The sequence below is a fragment of the Bacillus sp. JJ1122 genome, assembly GCF_036964885.1.
Classification (GTDB): Bacteria; Bacillota; Bacilli; order Bacillales; family Cytobacillaceae; genus Mesobacillus.
On record NZ_JBALQL010000006.1, the window covers coordinates 334055 to 354239 of the forward strand.

Consider the following 20185-nt stretch of genomic DNA (forward strand, 5'->3'; position numbering starts at 1 on the left):
GATGGAAATGCGTTAGCATTTTCGGAGGAGTCTACGCGCCTGGAACGAAGGTCAACAGGATATAAAAATCAACATTCAGCTATAACAGAGCCTTGGCAAAAAAAAAGCCGCATGGATATTAAATATCCATACGGCCTTTCATTTGCTGAAGTATTTTTTTTTCGAGTCGCGAGACCTGTACCTGGGAAATCCCCAGCCTCAATGCTACCTCCGACTGAGTCTGGTCTTTATAATATCTCAAGTACACAATCAGCTTTTCCCTTTCATCAAGTTCATTGATCGCTTCTTTCAAAGCAATTTTATCGAACCATCGTCCCTCTTCCCCATTATCAATCTGATCAAGCAGGGTGATTGGGTCTCCATCGTTTTCATAGACAGTTTCATGAATGGAAGCGGGCGTTCGGCTAGCTTCCTGTGCCATGATTACTTCTTCAGGAGAAAGCTGGAGATACTCCGCAACTTCATTGACAGTTGGTACCCTGCCAAAATTCTTCGAAAGTTCATCTTTCGCTTTCCTGATTTTATTACCGGTCTCTTTCAATGACCTGCTCACTTTAACAGTACCATCATCCCTGATAAAGCGCTGGATTTCTCCAATAATCATTGGAACCGCGTAAGTAGAAAATTTCACGTCATATGAAAGGTCAAATTTATCAACCGATTTCAAAAGGCCTATGCTGCCAATTTGGAAAAGGTCGTCCGGATCGTACCCTCTGTTGAGGAAGCGCTGGACGACAGACCATACAAGGCGCATGTTTTTTTGGACAATCAAATCCCTGGCGGCCTGGTCTCCCTGCTGGCTTCTCAAAATCAGTTCTTTGACTTCATGGTCCTTAAGATACGTTTGGCTATTATCGTTTTTTACCTCCACATCCATAGGCAGAACTCCCTTAATTGCACAGCGCTTTGCTCTTTGACAGGTGCTTTTTCAAACGAATCTCTGTCCCAAAGCCGGGCTCTGATCTCACTTGTACTTCGTCCATGAAATTTTCCATAATCGTAAAGCCCATCCCTGATCTCTCAAGTTCAGGTTTGGACGTGTATAGAGGCTGCATCGCCTCATCGATATCAGATATGCCAATACCTTCATCCTTAATCAGCATCTCAACGGTACCTTCCTGCAATAAAACAGAGATGTACACCATTCCTTTGGCATCATTTTCATATCCATGGATAATCGAGTTCGTAACCGCTTCAGAAACAACCGTTTTGATTTCAGTCAGTTCATCCAAAGTAGGATCCAGCTGCGCAATGAAAGCAGCAACGGTTACCCTCGCAAATGACTCATTTTGGCTTAACGCGCTAAATTGAAGATTCATCTCATTCTTCATGGATCAAGCAACCCCCAATCTCTCTAATGCATATTCTTCAGTCGGTTCAAGACGGATAATCTTAAATAACCCCGACATGTCAAATAACCTTTTGATTGGCGGCGAGATCGCACAAACGACCATTTCTCCATGGAGCTGTTTAATTTGCTTATATCTTCCTAAAACTACACCAAGGCCGGAACTATCCATAAAGGAAAGATGCTCAAGGTTTAAGACAATGTGGCGGACATTTTCATTCTCAAGGGCTTTTGTTGCCTGCTCGCGAAGCTGGTCTGCTGTATGGTGGTCCAACTCACCGCTAATTCGAATACATAAGACGTCATGCTTCACTTCCATATCAATGTTAAGACTCACTATCCAAGCCTCCTTATCTGGTATAGTGAGTCAATTCTCTATTTCACAAGGCAATTCCTTCTTAAGAACAAAACTAGTGTGAATTCGCTAAAACTAGATAGAATGACAGCGCATTCGACAACCCTTTAATTAGGATAGTATGTTCCATTATTTTAAGGCAGTTATCTTTGGACAACTGATGATATTTTGTATTAAACAAGTAAATGATCGCAGTCAATTAGTTAATTTGCTGCCAACTGGTGGAAAACTATTATTTTTGGCTTCCAGCGCGTGTAAACATACCAAACGAACGTTTATATAACATCCACCAGCTCGCTTTTTCTACTTTTGTATCCGCAACAAGCTGTGTTTCGGCTAGAACTTTTCCATTTTTCACCAGCTTCAGAGTACCTACCTTATCGCCTTTTTGAACGGGTGCTTTTAATGACTTATTCAGAGTGATTTTTTGTTTTACATCTTTGATGTCTTCCCCTTTTTTCGTTAACAGTGAGACACTTTCAGATGTCACCGCGTTTACCATTTGCTTATCGCCTTTGCTGATTGCTGCTTTGCCAAGTGGATGACCTTTTTTGAACATAGGATGAGTCTGGTACTGGCTAAATGCATAATCCAGCATTTTCGTCACCTGTGCATTCCTTGCTTTGGAAGTAGGAGCTCCAAACACTACTGCGATTGCGCGCATACCTTCCTTTTGAGCAGTGGCAGTAAGACAATATTTCGCTTCATTTGTAAATCCAGTCTTTAAACCATCGACACCGGGATAAAAACGGACTAGTTTATTCGTATTGACAAGCCAGAATTTCTTGTCTGAATCCTCACGCAGATAATCTTCGTATGTTCCGGTGAATTTTGTAATTTTTTCATATTTCAATAGTTCTTTTGCCATCATAGCCATATCATATGCAGAGCTGTAATGGCCATCGACAGGCAGTCCTGTCGTATTTTTAAAAACAGTATTCTTTAGACCTAATTCCTTTAATTTATCATTCATCATTTTTACAAAAGCTTCCTCAGATCCGCCGATACGTTCGGCCATTGCAACAGCTGCATCATTGCCAGACCCAATCGCAATTCCTTTCAGCATCTGCTCAACGGTCATTTCTTCTCCTGGCTCCAGGAAGATTTGGGAACCACCCATTGAGGCTGCATACTCGCTTGTACGAACCTTCTCATCCATTTTCAGCCTGCCTTCATCGAGTGCCTCCATAATCAGAAGCATGGTCATAATTTTCGTCATGCTTGCAGGCGGAAGCTTTTCATGGCTGTTTTTTTCAAATAACACTTCTCCAGTGTCTCGCTCAATCAATATTGCCGAGCTGGCTTCATTTGCAAGGCCTGGGTCCCCTTCATTGGCATATCCTTTTGGTACTATAAAAGCAGTGCTCAAAATACTTACAAGCAGTAAACTGGCTAACTTTTTCAGATTCATGGACATAACCCTCCTATCTTTATAGGGTCTATTTTTTCCAATGAATCCATTTTTATACAACTGAGGATCATAAAAAAAGAAGTGAAGGGAATCCCCTTCACTTCTTTCAAAAAATTATTCGGTAATCTCTTCGTGTACCAATATTGGTGCATCAACATGTTCACTTGATACTTTGATATTTTCGTACAGCATTTCCCTTACTTCGCTAACATCTTCAAAATTGCTGTAGATAGTAAGCAGGGACTCGCCTTGTTCTACTTTGTCACCGATTTTTTTGCGAAGTACCAGGCCAACAGCCAAATCAATCTCAGATTCTTTAGTCGCTCTTCCTGCTCCAAGAAGCATTGCTGCTGTTCCAACTTCATCAGCTACGATTTCTGCTACATAACCCGCTTCCTTAGCTTCTAGCTCAAAAGTGTACTTAGCTTGCGGAAGTTTGCTAGGATCGTCGACTACTGAGGCATCTCCGCCTTGTGAGCTTAGGAACACCTTAAAGGTTTCAAGGGCTGAGCCATTTCTGATGACCTCTTCAAGCTTTGTGCGTGCCTCATCCAGAGAGCTGGCTTTGCCAGCAAGGAATACCATATGGCTTCCGAGTGTCAGGCAAAGTTCAGTTAAATCTTCAGGACCTTCACCCTTTAGTGTTTCGATTGCTTCTTTTACCTCAAGCGCATTTCCGATTGCGTATCCAAGCGGCTGGCTCATGTCAGAAATGACTGCCATCGTCCGGCGTCCGACATTGTTACCGATTCTGACCATCGCTTTGGCTAATTCTCGGGAATCATCAAGTGTCTTCATGAATGCGCCTGCGCCAGTTTTAACATCCAATACGATTGCATCTGCACCTGCAGCAATTTTCTTGCTCATGATCGAGCTTGCAATCAAAGGAATGCTGTCAACCGTAGCCGTTACATCACGTAATGAATAAAGCTTTTTATCAGCTGGGGTTAAATTTCCGCTTTGGCCGATAACAGCAATCTTATTTTTGTTAACAAGATTGATGAATTCTTCATTGTCGATTTCTACATGGAAGCCTTCGACGGCTTCAAGCTTGTCAATTGTTCCGCCTGTATGCCCAAGGCCACGCCCAGACATTTTTGCGACTGGCACACCAAGTGCAGCAACCAGCGGACCTAATACTAGAGTTGTTGTATCACCAACACCGCCTGTTGAATGCTTATCAACCTTGACTCCTTCTATCTGGGAAAGATCAATTTGATCGCCTGAAGCCACCATTGCCATTGTCAAATCTGCGCGCTCTTTCTCAGTCATTCCCTTGAAAAAAATTGCCATTGTAAGAGCACTTACTTGATAATCAGGAATTGTGCCTGCAGTGTAGCCATCAATGAAAAACTGGATTTCTTCCGTTGATAATTCATGTCCGTCACGTTTTTTCTCTATAACATCAACCATTCTCATTATTATCACCACTTATTAAAATTTAGCCGGGCAGCAGCTATTCTTTATTTTTACCCTAGTGCTTTAACAATCTCGTTTACTAATGTAAGGAAGCTGGATTTTACTTTTTCAGTTGTTTCAATTACTTCATCATGGCTTAATGGCTGGTCCAGGATTCCTGCTGCCATATTAGAAATACAAGAAATGCCAAGTACTTCTAAACCAGAGTGTCTTGCAACGATTACTTCCGGTACTGTAGACATACCGACTGCATCTCCGCCCAATGTACGTGCTAATCTCACTTCAGCAGGAGTTTCATAAACTGGTCCTGGATTTCCAACATATACGCCTTCTTTAATATTGATATTGCATCGTCCCGCAACTTCTTTCGCAATACCTCTTAAATTCTTTGAATAGGCTTCGCTCATGTCAGGGAAACGGACGCCAAAACGTGAATCATTAGGCCCGATCAAAGGGTTTGTTCCCATATTATTGATATGGTCAGTGATGATCATTAAATCGCCAGGGGTAAAGCTTTCATTCACTCCGCCTGCTGCGTTGGTAACAATTAGCTTTTCGATCCCTAACTCTTTCATGACACGCACTGGAAAAGTAACTTTGTCCATGCTATATCCTTCGTAATAATGGAAACGGCCCTTCATAGCAATAACTTCCACACCGCTAAGCTGTCCGCATACTAGCTGACCTGCATGGCCCTCAACAGTGGATACCGGGAATCCTGGGATTTCATTATACGGAATCTTCACTGGGTTATTAATATCTTCTGCAAGGACGCCCAGTCCAGAACCAAGGATCAGCCCAATTTTCGGCTGTTGTTGCAGTTTGTTATTTATGAATGATGCTGCTGTTTGAATTTGATTGTAATCCATGAAATCCACTCCTTATTTCAATTCCTTAAGGAAGCTAATGCCATGTTCAGGCATTTGCACCTCGAAGTTTTCCGCAACTGTTGCTCCGATATCAGCAAATGTTTTGCGGACTGGTAATTCTTTACCTTCAGCCATTCCCTTAGAATACACTAGTAGTGGTACGTATTCCCTTGTGTGGTCCGTTCCATAATGAACTGGGTCATTTCCATGATCCGCAGTAATGATGAGCAAATCATTCTCTTTTAACTTAGAAAACACTTCAGGAAGGCGTGCATCATACTCTTCTAGTGCTTTTCCGTATCCTTCTGGGTTGCGGCGGTGTCCGAATAGGGCATCAAAATCAACAAGATTCAAGAAGCTTAAACCTGTGAAGTCCTGATCCAAAGTTTCGAGCAGTTTATCCATTCCATCCATATTTGACACTGTACGAAGTGATTCAGTCACGCCTTCACCGTCATATATGTCAGAGATTTTGCCGATGGCCAGTACATCTAGACCAGCATCCTTCATTTCATTCATCACTGTTCTGCCAAATGGCTTTAGCGCATAGTCATGGCGGTTGGATGTTCGCTTGAAGTTCCCTGGCTCTCCAAGGAATGGACGTGCGATGACTCTTCCAACCATATATTTTTCATCCAGGGTCAGTTCCCTGGCAATTTTGCAAATTTCATATTGTTCTTCAATTGGTACGATTTCTTCATGAGCGGCTATCTGCAATACGGAATCCGCAGAAGTGTATACAATCAGATTGCCAGTTTTCATATGCTCTTCGCCAAGTTCATCAAGGATTTCGGTACCGCTTGCAGGCTTATTTCCAATGATTTTTCTTCCTGTACGTGATTCTAGCTCTGAGATCAACTCTTCAGGGAACCCATCAGGGAACACTTGGAAAGGAGTTTGAATATTGAGTCCCATGATTTCCCAATGGCCTGTCATTGTATCCTTGCCGTTTGATGCCTCTTCCATCTTTGTATAATATGCCAATGGTTTCTGAGCAGGTTGAATCCCTTTAATTTCTTCAATATTGCTAAGGCCCAGTTGGCCCATATTTGGCATATTCAATCCGTTCATGTGTTCAGCGATATGACCTAATGTGTGTGATCCTTTATCTCCAAACTTTTCCGCATCTGGTGCTTCTCCAATCCCCACGGAATCCATGACGATCAAAAACACCCGCTTATATGTATGCGACATTTTTTTCTCCTCCTTAGAGTTTGAATGCGTTTCCATCATATTAACAATTTTATGTTACCCTTTTTAAGTTAGGATAATCTAATGCGTTTTCATTTGTCAGAAGTCTGACATCTTCATTTTACTAAAATAAACTAAAAATACAAGTAAAAAAAACTGGCTTTTTGGCCAGCTTTTTGACAATTCTATGAAACTATTAAGCTCTTGGATGAAACTTTGTGTAAACATCCTTTAATCTTGTCTTGGTTACATGTGTATAAATTTGCGTGGTCGATATATCGGCATGTCCAAGCATTTCCTGGACAGCCCTAAGGTCTGCACCATTTTCAAGTAGATGCGTGGCGAAAGAATGACGCATTGTATGTGGGGTCAGTTCCTTTTCGATTCCTGCTTCCATGGCCAGGCGCTTTAATATCTTCCAAAAACCCTGTCTCGACAATCCTTTGCCGTGATGGTTCAAGAACAATGAGTCATCACGGTGTTTTTTTGAAACAAGTTTAGGTCTTCCGTTTTCGAGATATTGTTCTATTGCCTCTGACGCTGTTTTGCCGATCGGGATAATCCGTTCCTTGCTACCTTTTCCCATACAGCGGACAAAACCCATTGTTAAATGGACATCAGAAATTTTAAGGCCAATTAATTCACTGACTCGGATACCTGTTGCATATAGCATTTCAAGCATGGCTTTATCGCGGTAGCCAAAGTGTTCAGTCAGCTTAGGGCTGTCAAGCAGAGTTTCAACCTCTTCCATACTGAGAACCTTTGGGAGAGAACGCTCATGCTGCGGGCTCTCTATATGAACGGTTGGATCATGGTCCACTGCTTTCTCGCGCAGCAGAAAGTGATGAAAAGCACGAATAGATGCAATATGTCTGGCAAGTGTTTTTGAAGATTTGCCAGTATCTTTTAAATGGCTAAGGAAATGGACGATTTGCGGGCGCTGGACTGAGTTTAAATCTTCCAGCTGCTCAACATTTTTTAAATAAGTGATATAGCTATTTAAATCTCGCTTGTAGGATACAATCGTGTTCTTTGAAAGTCCTTTTTCTACTAATAAAAAGTGGATAAAGTCATCTAACCTGTCTACCATATATATTACTCCCCATTCAGATAAAACAATAACAGCCTTTCCAGCATGCTTCCATCCTTTTGGACGGTTTTGCCCGAAACTTTAATGGCTGCTCCTTCAGGTGCATCATACCGGTGGTAACTCTCATATTCTTCGTTAATCCACATGATACCATAATAGAATAGGATTGTGCATCCGGTGAACAATATAAACACTTTCAAAGTGTGCATGATCAACCCAAACCAGGATTTCATATTTTTTGCCCCCGTAACTGGTTTAATATGATAAGCTACCGTTTTTTCAGCCGGCCATACTTATTCTTATTAATCTGTATGCCAATTTGGACAAGAAATATACCTGGCAGCTGTTTTTTAAGCAAATAAAAACCTTCTCTCTAAATGAGAAAAGGTTTTTATATCATTCAGTTTCAGCCGTTTCTTTTTCCTGGCATCTGTAACAAATACCGTGGAATGTCAGGCGGTGGTCTTTTATCTTAAAATTCCAATCTCTTTCAACGATCTCTTCCACGTCCTCAAGAAGGTCGTCCTGAATTTCATCAACAGCCCCGCATTCAATGCAGACAAGGTGGTGATGAAAATGGGCAGCGCCTTCCTGGCGGAGATCATAACGGGACACACCGTCCCCAAAGTTTATTTTATCAACAATTTTCAGTTCAGTCAGTAATTCAAGCGTGCGGTATACCGTAGCCAATCCGATTTCAGGAGACTTTTCTTTTACAAGCAAATATACATCTTCTGCACTTAAGTGGTCTTCTTCATGTTCAAGTAAAACGCGTACGGTTGCCTCGCGCTGCGGCGTTAATTTATAGCTGGACGAATGCAGCTGTTTCTTGATTCTATCAATTCTAGTTTCCATTCCTTACTCTCACTCCCCCGCCACTGTCCTTTCATTATATCAGAAGGGTATTGAGAATCAAAATAAAATTATTACAAATAAGAAAGCAGATTTATTATCATTTAATAATAAATTTAATTAACTGAATTTATAACTGCTTTTAAAAGCGTTGGCGACAAATAAGCTTCCACCGCTGCGGCTGCTGCAAGAAAGACAATTGCTGCAACAAAAGAGAATATATAGCGAAAAAATTGCGGCATGATTGGCTGGGTGACTTTCTTCATGAATTGGTTACGGATCATTTTCAACGAAAAGGTTACTGCCATTGCCGCAGTAATAATGAATACAGGAATTATGATGAAATTCTGTGGCAGGATGGATACAAAGGATAATAAGAAGCCGTCCCAGCCCATCTGGTTAACAAGGAAACCGACCGTAAAACCTACAACCATGCCCTTCATGAACAATAGAATTAATATAACAGGTAGACCAATGATGGAAACACCTAAAATCCAGATGAGTCCAATAAATTTCCCGTTATGTAAAAAACTTTGCAGAAATAAATCCCTGCCATCTGCAACCTTCCCCGTTGCTGCCTGTCCAAAAAATTGTGATAAATAATAGAACAGATCCTCTTTTTGAGTGAAGCTGAGGCTGTTCACAATGACTGCCCCGAAAATGACTCCCATTAAAAACAGGACAATTACAAAAAGATAGATTGAGGAATATTCTCGAAAATGGTTTGCTGCGACGTCCTGGTACTTTCTCTTCTTCATCACTCTTCCTCCTGCATATTGGTTAATACAATCATATGCCCGGACTTGTTATCTATGACTATGAGGTGATGAATTTTTGAACTAGTTTAGTAATTGATAGTTTTGGTTAATACCTCATTTGCCTGCCTAAAAAATAAAATCCGGACCGAGTTGGCCGGATTTTATTTATCGGCTATCCTCCCGTATCTGCCACCTCCGCCTGCATGGAATTCCAGCTGACCGGTACGAGCTTTATCGATGATCGAGGCAGTCTTTTCTGGAATGACCTCTTTTAGAGATTCAAGAGGTACTGAATGCAGGATCGCCATCTCTGTTCCAAAATGGTCGAGCAGTTTTTCAAGCATTTTAGGTCCCAGCCCCGGGATGAATTCCAATGGCACCTGATGGATGTAAGGCGGCCTGTACCCTTTAAATACTACTTCCGACTTCAATTCGTCAATCCTGTCTGCAACACCTTTAACCTTTTTCATCGAACCACATTGGCTGCAATGATCCTCGTTTGATTGGATGTGGGTGAAACACTCAGCACAAACTGTACGATGGTATTTTCCGAGCTGCGGGTCCAGACCGTAATTAGCGTTAATGCTTCTGCCTTCAGCCTGCTTCAACGCCAGTTTGAGCTCATGGAATGAAGGCTCATCCATCCCGATTTTCTGATATTCCCTCGCAATTTTCGCAAGAGAATGCGCATCAGAATTGGTGACAAAGGAATAGCCGTGAAGCTCAGAAAGCTGATCTGCCATCATTGTGTCCGAGCTTAAGCCTAGTTCTATACCATCAATCAATTCCGGGTTAAAGACTTCAGTTAGAGATTGTTTAACTCCCTTTCCGTATAAGCTCTTAAAAGGTGTAAACACATGGGCGGGGATGAAAATGCCACCGAGGGATTTTACCTTTTGCTGAAGTTCCCTGCCTGTAATATAGACCCTTTGAGAGCTCAAATGGATATTTTTCAAATGCTGGGAAAGCCACTCAGAAAAATCCCTCATTGTCCGCAGATACGGAAAAAAACATAATACATGAATCGGCCCAAGTGTATCCGGATCATTTATTTCCAATTCAGAACCTAGGATAATACTCATCCCTCCGTACATTAAACCGCCATCTGGATGCTCTTGCAGTTCACCTGCGAGCAATAAATCTTCCATTTCCTCCATTACCTCAGGCGAGTGGCTGTCAATGATGCCAATCATGTTCAGTCCCTTATGGTCCCGTGCATTGCTGATGATATTGCTGAACGTCAGGGACTTGGCCCCTGTGATTTTTACCGCCCTGCCGGATTTCGTTCTCCCAATATGGATGTGGAGATCTACAAAGTAATCTCTCATTTATTTACCCAATGCTTCTTGCAGCTGCAAGTACTGAACTGCATAAGCCGTTTTCGCGTCATAAATTTTTTGTTCTTTTATTAACTGGATCGCCTCTTCAAGTGTAACCTCGATAAGATTGACGAATTCATCTTCATCAGTAGTCGCAGCATTCTCTTTTTGTGAAAGTCCTGTTGCTTTATAGACATGAATGATCTCATCCGCAAAGCCCGGAGATGTATAGAACGAAATAAGCCATTCCATATTTACGCATTCATATCCTGTTTCTTCTTCAAGCTCGCGGGCAGCACATTTATCTGGTTTTTCACCCTTTTCAAGCTTGCCTGCAGGAATTTCGATGATCGTCTTTTCTAACGCCTTCCGGTATTGCTCGACCATCACGATTTTATTTTCATCTGTTACAGGAATTACCGCCACTGCCCCGGGATGCTTTACAATTTCTCTCTTGGAAACATTCCCATTTGGCAGCTCAACGTCGTCCACCTGCAGGCTGATTACCCTTCCAGTAAAAATCTGCTCCGTTTTCAATGTTTTCTCTTCAAGCGGTCTCATTATTCCTTCACTCCTGTTCTAATCCGTTATCAAATGCTCATACATTTTACCATACTTAACTGAAAGGAGTATGCAGATGAAGATTTACGTCCATGATCACGGTATAACCCTTGCAGGAAAGGCATGGGAAATCAAGCGAAAACTAAAGGAATACAGCAAGCAGCATACACTTGTGAAGGACTGGGTAAACACCGTCAAAAATAATGCACGCCAACCTGATTAGTTGAATCAGCTCCCTTCCTTTCGCTAAAATAGAACCAGCATGAAGGAACGGAGTGATATTATGAAAAAACGTCAACTAGGGACATCTGATTTATTTGTCAGCGAGATTGGCCTCGGGTGCATGTCACTGGGAACTGACCAGAAGAAAGCACAGGCAGTTATCGATGCTGCACTTGAGGAAGGTGTTAATTATTTTGACACAGCAGACCTATACGACTTTGGAGAAAATGAACAAATTGTTGGACAAGCATTAAAAAATGTACGAGATCAAGTCATCATCGCGACCAAGGCCGGAAACCGATGGACGGAAGCAAAAGACAGCTGGACGTGGGATCCTTCCAAAGGTTACATCAAAGAAGCTGTTAAGCAGAGCTTGAAACGGTTAAACACTGACTATATCGACCTCTATCAGCTGCATGGCGGAACAATTGAGGACAATATCGAGCAAACGATTGAGGCTTTTGAAGAACTGAAAACTGAGGGCTTTATCAGGCATTATGGGATTTCATCGATCAGGCCAAATGTAATCCGAGAATATATTGATAAATCTAATATTGTGTCTGTGATGATGCAGTATAGCATCCTCGATCGTCGTGCTGAGGAAGAAGCTATACCGTTGCTTCAGGAAAATCACATTAGCATTGTCACGAGAGGAACTGTCGCCAAAGGACTGCTTAGTGACTCTATGTTAAATAAAGCAGCTCAATCCATCAAGAAGAACGGCTATCTGGAATACAGCTTTGATGAATTACAGGAGATACTGCCTGAGTTAAAAGAAAAACTGGCCTCCTCCAGATCTTTAGCTGAAGTGGCTATCCAATATAATCTGGCACAGTCCGCAGTGGCATCCATCGTCGCTGGCGCCAGCTCTCCAGAACAAATTAGGGAAAATGCAAGAGCTGCCAGCAGCCAGCCTTTGTCTGCGGAAGAGATCAAATTGATCCAATTACTGACAAAAGCTAATAAGTATGACCAGCACCGATAATAATTGAATCGTTTTTAATAGAAGGAATACCTTTCGTGGAGAATCGTTCACTTAAGGTGTTCCTTTTTTATTTTTTTTAGCATTGCTGAAGAGTTACAGCTTAGAAAACATATGATTTTTTAGGTGGAATTTTTAATTAGGTGATTAACGGAGAGTTCATTCCGCAGAACTTTGTCGAAATCCCGCAAGTTACCTATTTATTTCCGCAAAAAAGCATCATGATTCCGCGAGATTTTGTCGAAATCCCGCAAACTGGAAATTTCGAGCACTTTTTTCCAATTAAGATAAATTAATAAACGCCTGAAACAAACATCCTAGGCGCTTTCATATTAAACTAATAAACTTTCTCTAAGTTAGCATCAGCAGCATATGCTCCTTTTTAACCCTATGCGCTTTAGCTCGAGGAGCAAAACATGTTTAGCTTAATACGGCCGCCACTGCAATGCTTTTTGCTCTAACTCCTTCACTAGCGGAGATTTTTCTGCAATGTAAGACTCTATATCATATTCGTATTTTTCAGCTGCCTTTTCCTTTATCGCTGCGTATTTCTTGGCTTCCTCTGGGTGTTCAAAAAGATAATCCCTGAACACAAGGTGCCGTTGCAGTTCGTGACTGCCCTTTACGAACGCATGCAAATGTACTTTGCGGATGCCGTTTTTATCACTTTTTTGGAAATATCGCCGCCCCGGAATGCCATTCTCACCTTTTGCCTCATATCCAGCAGTCACTATTTGAGCGGTTGCCTGGTCTATATCTGCTAGCTTGTCAGCGGCAAGAAGTATGTCGATGATTGGCTTAGCGCTTAGCCCAGGTACCGAAGTGCTGCCAATATGGTGGATGTCCACATTATTTGGATGAAAGATATTTTTCAGGCACTCCTTTTCATTTTCGAAAAGCTGCTTCCACTCTTCTTGATATGGAATTACTTCTACTCGTCTGCGCGTCATTTAAATTTCTTCCAATCCATATCACTTTCTGAAAGAAGATCTTCAAATGATTTGTTTTTTTCTCTTAATCGCTGTTCTTCTTTTTTACGCTCAATCTCTGCCTGTTTTTGCTGTTCTTCCTGTTCCTTTAAATGCTTTTGCTGGGCTTTGAGCTTTTCCATGATATCTTGATTAAGCAAATCACCCAGTGTTGCTGGTTTATCGTCTTTTTTTACTGGCTTCTGACGGTTGTGCTTCTTTTTCACTTCAAATCCCTCTGTTCGTTTTTTTTTAGATTATATCACCGAACTCTTGCAATTTAAATAAGTGGATTTCATTCAATTATTATCACAGTTCGCGGTGTTGAATCTTATAAAGAAGGAACGTCTGATGAAAGACGTTCCCGTTTTGTTTAATATGCATCTAAAATGACTGAATCGTCTACCTGCAATTCAGGCTCTGTCGATTTTATGACTTCATCAACAGTATAGCCTGATGCTACTTCAAGCAGCTTCAATCCGAATGGTGTTACATCAATAACAGCCATATCGGTAATGATGCGGTTGACCACACCTTTTCCTGTCAGCGGAAGGCTGCAATCTTTTAGAATCTTAGCTTCTCCATTTTTATTTACATGTTCCATGATAACGATAATTTTACGTGCTCCGTGGACAAGGTCCATTGCACCGCCCATTCCCTTGATCATTTTACCGGGAATCATCCAGTTTGCAAGATCACCAGATTCAGAGACTTCCATTCCGCCGAGGATGGCAATGTTGATATGGCCACCGCGGATCATCGCAAATGATTCTGCTGAGTCAAAGTATGCGGAACCTGGTATCGCTGTTACCGTTTCTTTTCCAGCATTGATCAGGTCAGGGTCAACACTCTCTTCCGTCGGATATGGCCCAATACCGAGCAAACCGTTTTCAGACTGCAGGACAACCTGCTTGTCTTCAGAAATAAAGTTTGCAACAAGTGTAGGCATCCCGATTCCAAGGTTTACGTAAAAACCGTTCTCGATTTCTTTTTCAGCGCGGCGCGCAATTTTTTCACGGACATTCCCTTTGTTTGTTATCATTTGCCTTCTCCTTTCATGATCAGCCAGAGTTAACTTTTCACTGTCAGCCTTTCAATCCTTTTCTCCTGATTCCCTTCTATCAGTGACTGGACATAAATGCTTGGAGTATGGATAGAGTTTGGATCTAATTCCCCAGCTTCATAGAGGTTCTCTACCTCTGCAATCGTTACTCTTCCCGCAGCAGCAATCATCGGGTTGAAATTCCTCGCCGTTTTATGGTAAACGAGGTTGCCCATTCGATCGCCCTTCCACGCTCTGACTATACTGAAATCAGCAGTCAGTGCTTCTTCGAGCAGATATTCCTTACCATTGAATATTCTTGTTTCTTTTCCTTCGGCTATAGGAGTTCCTACCCCGGCAGGCGTATAAAATGCAGGAATTCCAGCTCCTCCTGCCCTGATTTTCTCAGCAAGTGTCCCCTGTGGAATCAGCTCAACTTCAATTTCACCTGACAATACCTGTCTTTCAAACTCTTTATTTTCTCCTACATAGGAGCCTACCATTTTTTTAATCTGTTTATTTTTAAGCAGCAATCCTAGTCCCCAATCATCTACACCACAGTTATTGGAGATGACCGTCAGATCCTTTATCCCTTTTTCAACAAGGGCCAAAATCGCGTTTTCCGGTATACCGCAAAGTCCGAAACCGCCAACCATCAATGTTGCGCCATCATGGATATCCGCTACTGCTTCTTGAAAGGATGTACAAATTCTTTTCATTCGTTGCTCCCCCTTTGTATACAGCCAGTACATGGGCTTTCAATTACCCGACAACTCCTGGTACTGGTTAAATTAGTATGGTAAAAAGATAAGTAACACACCAAAAACTTATGCAAGCTCTACTACAGTAGCTACGCCTTGTCCGCCGCCAATGCACAGTGTAGCCAGACCTGTCTTGGCATTTCTGCGATTCATCTCGTGGATCAGCGTCACTAGGATCCTGGCTCCGCTCGCTCCAATTGGATGGCCAAGCGCAATCGCACCGCCATTTACGTTTAAAATATCCTTATTAAAATTTAGTTCACGATCGACGGCCAATGATTGCGCCGCAAAGGCTTCATTTGCTTCAATCAGCTCCATTTGATCGAGGGACATTCCTGCTTTGTCCAATGCTTTCTTAACCGCTGTAACTGGACCGATTCCCATAATGCTTGGATCGACACCTGCACTTGCATTTGCCTTTATGACAACAAGCGGCTTAAGACCAAGCTCCTCTGCCTTTGCCCGGCTCATGACTACTAATGCTGCCGCTCCATCATTGATTCCTGATGCATTTCCGGCCGTCACGCTGCCATCCTTTTTGAAGGCTGGACGCAAACCGCCGAGCTTTTCAGCTGTTGTTCCCTTCTTTGGATACTCATCTGTATCAAATACAAGCGGGTCGCCTTTACGTTGCGGGATTTGAATCGGCACAATTTCATCTTTGAATTTCCCTTCACTTATGGCTTTTACAGCCTTATCCTGGCTGGATGCCGCGAATTCGTCCTGCTCGCTGCGGCCGATTTCATATTTAGAGCATAGATTTTCAGCGGTTACACCCATATGGTAGTCATTGAACGCACACCACAGGCCATCTGAAATCATACTGTCAACCAGCTGCTGATCACCCATCTTAAATCCGTCGCGTGCATTTTTTAATAGATAAGGTGCCTGGCTCATGTTTTCCATTCCGCCGGCAACAACGATTTCTGCATCTCCTGCAATGATGGCCTGCGCCGCCAAATGGACTGCCTTCAATCCAGAACCGCATACTTTATTAATCGTCATAGAGGAAGCGCTTTCAGGAAGTTCCGCTTTTATCGCAGCCTGCCTCGCCGGATTCTGGCCAAGCCCTGCCTGCAGGACATTGCCCATGATCACTTCATCTACCTGATCTGGCTGAACGCCTGCCTGCTTTAGTGCATCTTTAATTACTGCGGCTCCAAGTTCCGGCGCAGAAATGTCTTTCAAACTTCCATTAAAGCTGCCGATCGCGGTTCTTACCGCCGATACGATCACTGCTTCGGTTTTACCCAAACTGCTCACCCTTTCTCTGATTTCACATGATATTAACTTCTATTGATTTTATTAAATCCCTTTTATTTTATCAAAATTTTTGTTATTCTTGCATTTTTAAAAATTTTCTATTTAAAATGGAGATATGTAATGAGGAGGGGGAAATCATATGCTAATACTTCCTGAAAAGGTTGAAATAATCGAGGTTGGACCAAGGGATGGACTTCAAAACGAAAAAAGCTTTGTTCCAACTGAAACAAAAAAAGAATTTATTTACGCTTTAAAGAATGCTGGTATTAAAGAGATGGAACTGACTTCATTCGTATCGCCAAAATGGGTGCCGCAAATGGGAGATGCTGCTGTAATTGTTTCTGATTGCCTTGACGACTCTACAAGAAACATCGTCCTTGCCCCTAATAAAAAAGGCATCGAGCGTGTCTATATGACCGATTGCCAAGCGGTTGCCGTTTTCGTCGGTGTCAGTAATACTTTCAATTTAAAGAACATCAATAAAACAACAGAAGAAAGCCTTGCTGAACTAGTGCCTTTGATTGCTGAGCTTAAGGCAAAAAAATATTTTGTCCGCGCATGCATTTCAACCTCTTTTTATTGCCCTTATGAAGGAAAGGTCGACGAGGATGCCGTTTTGGCACTCTGTGAAGAATTTGTACAGGCCGGGGTCGATGAGCTGAGTGTTGCCGATACAATCGGCATGGCTGCTCCTCATGAATCATATTCTTTATTTTCCAGATTAAAAAAGGCATACCCAGATTTATTATTGACAGCCCATTTCCATGACACAAGAAAATTCGCCCTCGCAAATATTTTCGCCGCCCTTCAGGCTGGAGTAACCCGGTTCGATACGTCTGCCGGTGGTCTTGGCGGCTGTCCCTTTGCTCCTGGTGCCGCTGGAAATGCTGCTACTGAAGATGTGGTATATATGCTTCATAGGATGGGGATCGAAACCGGGATCGAACTCGACAAACTGCTACAAGCAATAGAAATCATCAAACCCCATATTTCCAGGCCGATTGAAAGCACCTATTTCCGAATGAATTCTGTAAGCGTTTAATTTTTTTGTATAAGCTCCCTTCCTGATACTCATCTTAAAGGTGAAGGATCTTGAAGAAGGGAGAATTTATCATGAGCCAAAAACGCGATAAAGGATACAGCCAGCAAGGAAAACCTAACGCAGATAATGTTAAGCAGCAAATAGCTGCAGAAGATTTGGAAAAAGCGACCCATCCTACAAAACGCCAAAATTCTCAGCAATAAAGAAATGCGGAAGCACAACGGGCTGTTTCCGCCTATCAAGATTTGTCCGCAAAATCACTTACCAACCAGCAATTTACCGACCGCATTCTTTGCGGTCTTTTTAATGTTTGTCTTTCTGTATCTAATGGTAAAATAAAGAAAAAAGCATTCGGAGGGTTGAGTGTGAGAAAGGCGTTCCGTGTTTTGTTTTCATTTTTGCTCGTACTTGCCTCTCTTGGGGTTTATCTCTCAAATAAAGTGATGTTTCTGAAAAAGAAGGCTGATGAAGAAATATTCACCCGGGAAAAAGAAGCCGGCCATCTTCGCCCTGAGGAATATGAAGCCTTGCCTAAACGGGAGGTTTCAATTCCCTCATCTTTTGGCTATCCGCTTAAAGCCGTCCTTGTCGAACCGCACGATACCAACAGATATATCATCATAGCGCATGGAGTGACGCAGAGCAAAACGAATTCAGTCAAGTATATGAACCTTTTCCTTGAAAGGGGATTTAACGCTGTCATATACGATCATCGCCGCCATGGTGAATCCGGCGGAAAGACGACAAGCTATGGCCACTATGAAAAATTCGATTTGAAAGCAGTTGTTGACTGGCTTAAAGAACAAAAGGGGCCTGATTTGTTCCTTGGCATTCATGGTGAATCCATGGGGGCTGCTACCCTTCTCCTTTATGCTGGAATAATTGAAGATGGCGCTGATTTCTATGTTGCTGATTGCCCATTTTCTGATTTCAGCGAGCAGCTCGCCTATCGAGTGAAAACAGAGGTAAAGCTGCTGCCGACCCGGATTCTGCTGCCAATTGCCGGTTTGTTCGTGCGCATTCGTGACAAATACTCACTCAGTGACGTTTCACCTATTTCGGTCATTGAAAACATCAAAAACCCTATTCTTTTCATCCACAGCCGCAAGGACGATTTCATCCTGCCGTCCATGACCGAGGCATTGTTCGAGCAGAAAAAAGGCCCGAAGAAGCTTTATATGGCAGAAAACGGACTTCATGCCCAGTCTTTCAGTCAGAATCGCGTGGAATATGAGAAGGTGCTTGATGAGTTCCTTGAAGAATATGTCTATGTAAATGATCGAGATTTACATGGTGACGTTTCAATGAGTCCTGAGGTTTGACAGTGACCAGCACATTAACGTAGTGCTGGTAAGTTGTTCTCGGACTCCTTCTCATAACAACTCGTCGTGCTTTCTTTCCCTTCGAGTTGTTCTCGGGCTCTTTCTCATAACAACTCGTCACGTTTTTTTCCCTTCGAGTTGTTCTCGGGCTCTTTCTCATAACAACTCGTCACGCTTTTTTCCCTTCGAGTTGTTCTCGGACTCCTTCTCATAACAACTCGTCACGCTTTTTTCCTTCGAGTTGATCTCGGCCCCCTGCTCCAATTAATTTTCATTCATTTTTTGCTGGCAAAACAATTGAAAAGAACCTAACGTAAAAAGGCTGGCTCCTTTCGGAACCAACCTTTTTACTGTTTTTCTCCCTGACGGTCCATCTCTTTACCGTCCGCCCCTAGCGCTCTTACTTCTTTATAATCGCCTATAGCATAATAATAACGTTCATTTCCCTTTTCAGTGATGTTGATCTTGGTGAATTTCCCATCGGCACCCGCAGCTTCTACCGATCGTATATCCGGGTTGACAATCTTTCCAAAAACAACGGGAAGCTTGTTATCCAATTTGCCATTTTCCTGATAGGTATGGAAAACGTCCGCATATAAAATCATGAAATCATTCTTATAATAAGTCCAGTGGTTATGCCCGGCATTTTCCCAGCCATCCTTTTTGCTGCCTTTAATATAGGCAACTGCCAGCGCATCAAATTTGTTGGTTCCATCCTTCTGTTGGGTTGTGTAAAAGACCAGCCAGCCATCCTTTACTTTTTCCTTATGCACGATTTGTTTGATGTTGAACGGAATATCATTTTGGATCGCTTCTTCCGCAGTCTTATATGTGCATGCAGAGAGCAGAAGCACGCACATGGCCATTATGGCAGCTCGCCGCAATTTCTCCATAGTTCTCCCCCTATCCACCAAACGATTTATGTATCAAAAAAGCCTCTCTCTTATTTAACCCTTTTTCCAAATTATTGTAAAACAATAACCCTTGCTTCTTAGTTCAAGCCTTGGTTTTATCAAAAAAACTCATGCGCGGATTAAGATATTCACTTGGGCTCTTTAACTGAAAACACCCTGCCGCTGCACTATAATCAAGCGTCATTTGTTCATCAAAAAAGACTTCCTTCGCTCCTTCAATTAATACAGGTATATCATTCGTTTCTATTTCGATTTCGTTTTGTTCCTGTTCACTTTCAAGCCAGAGGGCGGCTACCCCATTCACTGCACAGCCACAACCGTCTATATCGTATTTCAGTTTTAAATATCCTTCTTTTCCTGAAATCTTTTCTTTCAGCTTATCAGCCGCAGCCTGTGTGATTTCCATCTTCATATCTGCCTGCACACCTTCCTGATTTTTTATATGTTTAGCTCTGTATAACAAGGCTGTTGATTTTCGTTCCAGGCGCTTCGCTTT

General features: G+C 42.3%; 25 protein-coding genes. 5 read left to right on the plus strand and 20 right to left on the minus strand.

What is annotated here, in order from left to right:
* Positions 1-118 precede the first annotated feature (118 nt).
* The 13 genes from sigF to V7201_RS05470 all read right to left on the minus strand — a co-directional run bounded on the left by sigF (position 119) and on the right by V7201_RS05470 (position 11173).
* Positions 119-877, minus strand: a complete 759-nt coding sequence (sigF, locus tag V7201_RS05410) for an RNA polymerase sporulation sigma factor SigF (RefSeq protein ID WP_335375759.1) — start codon at positions 875-877, stop codon at positions 119-121.
* Positions 878-890: 13 nt separating this feature from the next.
* Positions 891-1331 (minus strand): anti-sigma F factor, encoded by a 441-nt coding sequence (gene spoIIAB, locus V7201_RS05415; protein ID WP_335375760.1) that lies wholly within the window; start codon positions 1329-1331, stop codon positions 891-893.
* Between the two features lie 3 nt (positions 1332-1334).
* Entirely contained in the window at positions 1335-1685 is a 351-nt protein-coding gene (gene spoIIAA, locus V7201_RS05420) for an anti-sigma F factor antagonist (RefSeq protein ID WP_207499872.1), read from the minus strand.
* Positions 1686-1935: 250 nt separating this feature from the next.
* Positions 1936-3108: a D-alanyl-D-alanine carboxypeptidase family protein gene (locus tag V7201_RS05425; protein WP_335375877.1), complete on the minus strand. Its 1173-nt coding sequence runs from the start codon at positions 3106-3108 to the stop codon at positions 1936-1938.
* Positions 3109-3228: 120 nt separating this feature from the next.
* The gene (locus V7201_RS05430) at positions 3229-4533 is read right to left on the minus strand and encodes a pyrimidine-nucleoside phosphorylase (protein ID WP_335375761.1); all 1305 of its coding nucleotides are present in this window, start codon (positions 4531-4533) and stop codon (positions 3229-3231) included.
* A 50-nt stretch (positions 4534-4583) separates the two neighbouring features.
* Positions 4584-5402, minus strand: coding sequence for a purine-nucleoside phosphorylase (locus tag V7201_RS05435; RefSeq protein WP_335375762.1), 819 nt, complete (start codon positions 5400-5402; stop codon positions 4584-4586).
* Positions 5403-5414: 12 nt separating this feature from the next.
* Positions 5415-6596, minus strand: a complete 1182-nt coding sequence (gene deoB, locus V7201_RS05440) for a phosphopentomutase (RefSeq protein ID WP_335375763.1) — start codon at positions 6594-6596, stop codon at positions 5415-5417.
* 193 nt (positions 6597-6789) lie between these two features.
* Positions 6790-7683, minus strand: a complete 894-nt coding sequence (xerD, locus tag V7201_RS05445; protein WP_335375764.1) for a site-specific tyrosine recombinase XerD — start codon at positions 7681-7683, stop codon at positions 6790-6792.
* Positions 7684-7688: 5 nt separating this feature from the next.
* A complete protein-coding gene (locus V7201_RS05450) occupies positions 7689-7916 on the minus strand; it encodes a YqzK family protein (protein WP_335375765.1) in 228 nt (75 codons plus the stop codon).
* A gap of 163 nt (positions 7917-8079) precedes the next feature.
* Positions 8080-8538, minus strand: a complete 459-nt coding sequence (fur, locus tag V7201_RS05455; protein ID WP_207499878.1) for a ferric iron uptake transcriptional regulator — start codon at positions 8536-8538, stop codon at positions 8080-8082.
* A gap of 113 nt (positions 8539-8651) precedes the next feature.
* Complete coding sequence (spoIIM, locus tag V7201_RS05460) at positions 8652-9293, minus strand: stage II sporulation protein M (RefSeq protein WP_335375766.1); 642 nt, start codon at positions 9291-9293, stop codon at positions 8652-8654.
* A 161-nt stretch (positions 9294-9454) separates the two neighbouring features.
* Positions 9455-10621 carry an endonuclease Q family protein gene (locus tag V7201_RS05465; RefSeq protein ID WP_335375767.1) on the minus strand — a complete coding sequence of 389 codons (1167 nt, stop codon included), beginning with the start codon at positions 10619-10621 and terminating at the stop codon, positions 9455-9457.
* Complete coding sequence (locus V7201_RS05470; RefSeq protein ID WP_335375768.1) at positions 10622-11173, minus strand: NUDIX hydrolase; 552 nt, start codon at positions 11171-11173, stop codon at positions 10622-10624.
* Between the two features lie 76 nt (positions 11174-11249).
* Between V7201_RS05470 and mciZ the strand changes: the two genes are divergently transcribed.
* Both mciZ and V7201_RS05480 read left to right on the plus strand, forming a co-directional pair.
* On the plus strand, positions 11250-11396 hold the full coding sequence (gene mciZ / locus V7201_RS05475) for a Z-ring formation inhibitor MciZ (RefSeq protein ID WP_335375769.1): 147 nt from the start codon (positions 11250-11252) through the stop codon (positions 11394-11396).
* 60 nt (positions 11397-11456) lie between these two features.
* Entirely contained in the window at positions 11457-12380 is a 924-nt protein-coding gene (locus V7201_RS05480; RefSeq protein ID WP_335375770.1) for an aldo/keto reductase, read from the plus strand.
* 422 nt (positions 12381-12802) lie between these two features.
* Here the strand turns inward: V7201_RS05480 and V7201_RS05485 are convergent, their stop codons facing one another.
* The 5 genes from V7201_RS05485 to V7201_RS05505 form a co-directional block, all read right to left on the minus strand.
* Positions 12803-13327 carry a GrpB family protein gene (locus V7201_RS05485; RefSeq protein WP_335375771.1) on the minus strand — a complete coding sequence of 175 codons (525 nt, stop codon included), beginning with the start codon at positions 13325-13327 and terminating at the stop codon, positions 12803-12805.
* On the minus strand, positions 13324-13572 hold the full coding sequence (locus V7201_RS05490) for a YqkE family protein (protein WP_335375772.1): 249 nt from the start codon (positions 13570-13572) through the stop codon (positions 13324-13326). The genes V7201_RS05485 and V7201_RS05490 overlap by 4 nt, the downstream gene beginning before the upstream one ends.
* A 146-nt stretch (positions 13573-13718) precedes the next feature.
* A complete protein-coding gene (locus V7201_RS05495; RefSeq protein WP_335375773.1) occupies positions 13719-14387 on the minus strand; it encodes a CoA transferase subunit B in 669 nt (222 codons plus the stop codon).
* A 29-nt stretch (positions 14388-14416) separates the two neighbouring features.
* Positions 14417-15106 carry a CoA transferase subunit A gene (locus tag V7201_RS05500; RefSeq protein WP_335375774.1) on the minus strand — a complete coding sequence of 230 codons (690 nt, stop codon included), beginning with the start codon at positions 15104-15106 and terminating at the stop codon, positions 14417-14419.
* Positions 15107-15214: 108 nt separating this feature from the next.
* Positions 15215-16402: an acetyl-CoA C-acetyltransferase gene (locus V7201_RS05505; RefSeq protein ID WP_335375775.1), complete on the minus strand. Its 1188-nt coding sequence runs from the start codon at positions 16400-16402 to the stop codon at positions 15215-15217.
* Positions 16403-16550: 148 nt separating this feature from the next.
* Here V7201_RS05505 and V7201_RS05510 point away from each other — a divergent pair, with 148 nt between their 5' ends.
* The 3 genes from V7201_RS05510 to V7201_RS05520 all read left to right on the plus strand — a co-directional run bounded on the left by V7201_RS05510 (position 16551) and on the right by V7201_RS05520 (position 18775).
* Complete coding sequence (locus V7201_RS05510) at positions 16551-17453, plus strand: hydroxymethylglutaryl-CoA lyase (RefSeq protein ID WP_335375776.1); 903 nt, start codon at positions 16551-16553, stop codon at positions 17451-17453.
* A gap of 71 nt (positions 17454-17524) precedes the next feature.
* On the plus strand, positions 17525-17656 hold the full coding sequence (locus V7201_RS05515; protein ID WP_335375777.1) for a hypothetical protein: 132 nt from the start codon (positions 17525-17527) through the stop codon (positions 17654-17656).
* A 162-nt stretch (positions 17657-17818) separates the two neighbouring features.
* Positions 17819-18775 carry an alpha/beta hydrolase gene (locus V7201_RS05520; RefSeq protein ID WP_335375778.1) on the plus strand — a complete coding sequence of 319 codons (957 nt, stop codon included), beginning with the start codon at positions 17819-17821 and terminating at the stop codon, positions 18773-18775.
* 347 nt (positions 18776-19122) lie between these two features.
* Here V7201_RS05520 and V7201_RS05525 read toward each other — a convergent pair whose 3' ends face one another.
* Both V7201_RS05525 and V7201_RS05530 read right to left on the minus strand, forming a co-directional pair.
* On the minus strand, positions 19123-19668 hold the full coding sequence (locus V7201_RS05525; protein WP_335375779.1) for a hypothetical protein: 546 nt from the start codon (positions 19666-19668) through the stop codon (positions 19123-19125).
* 103 nt (positions 19669-19771) lie between these two features.
* A partial coding sequence (locus V7201_RS05530; RefSeq protein ID WP_335375780.1) for an iron-sulfur cluster biosynthesis family protein occupies positions 19772-20185 on the minus strand: 414 nt, incomplete at its 5' end.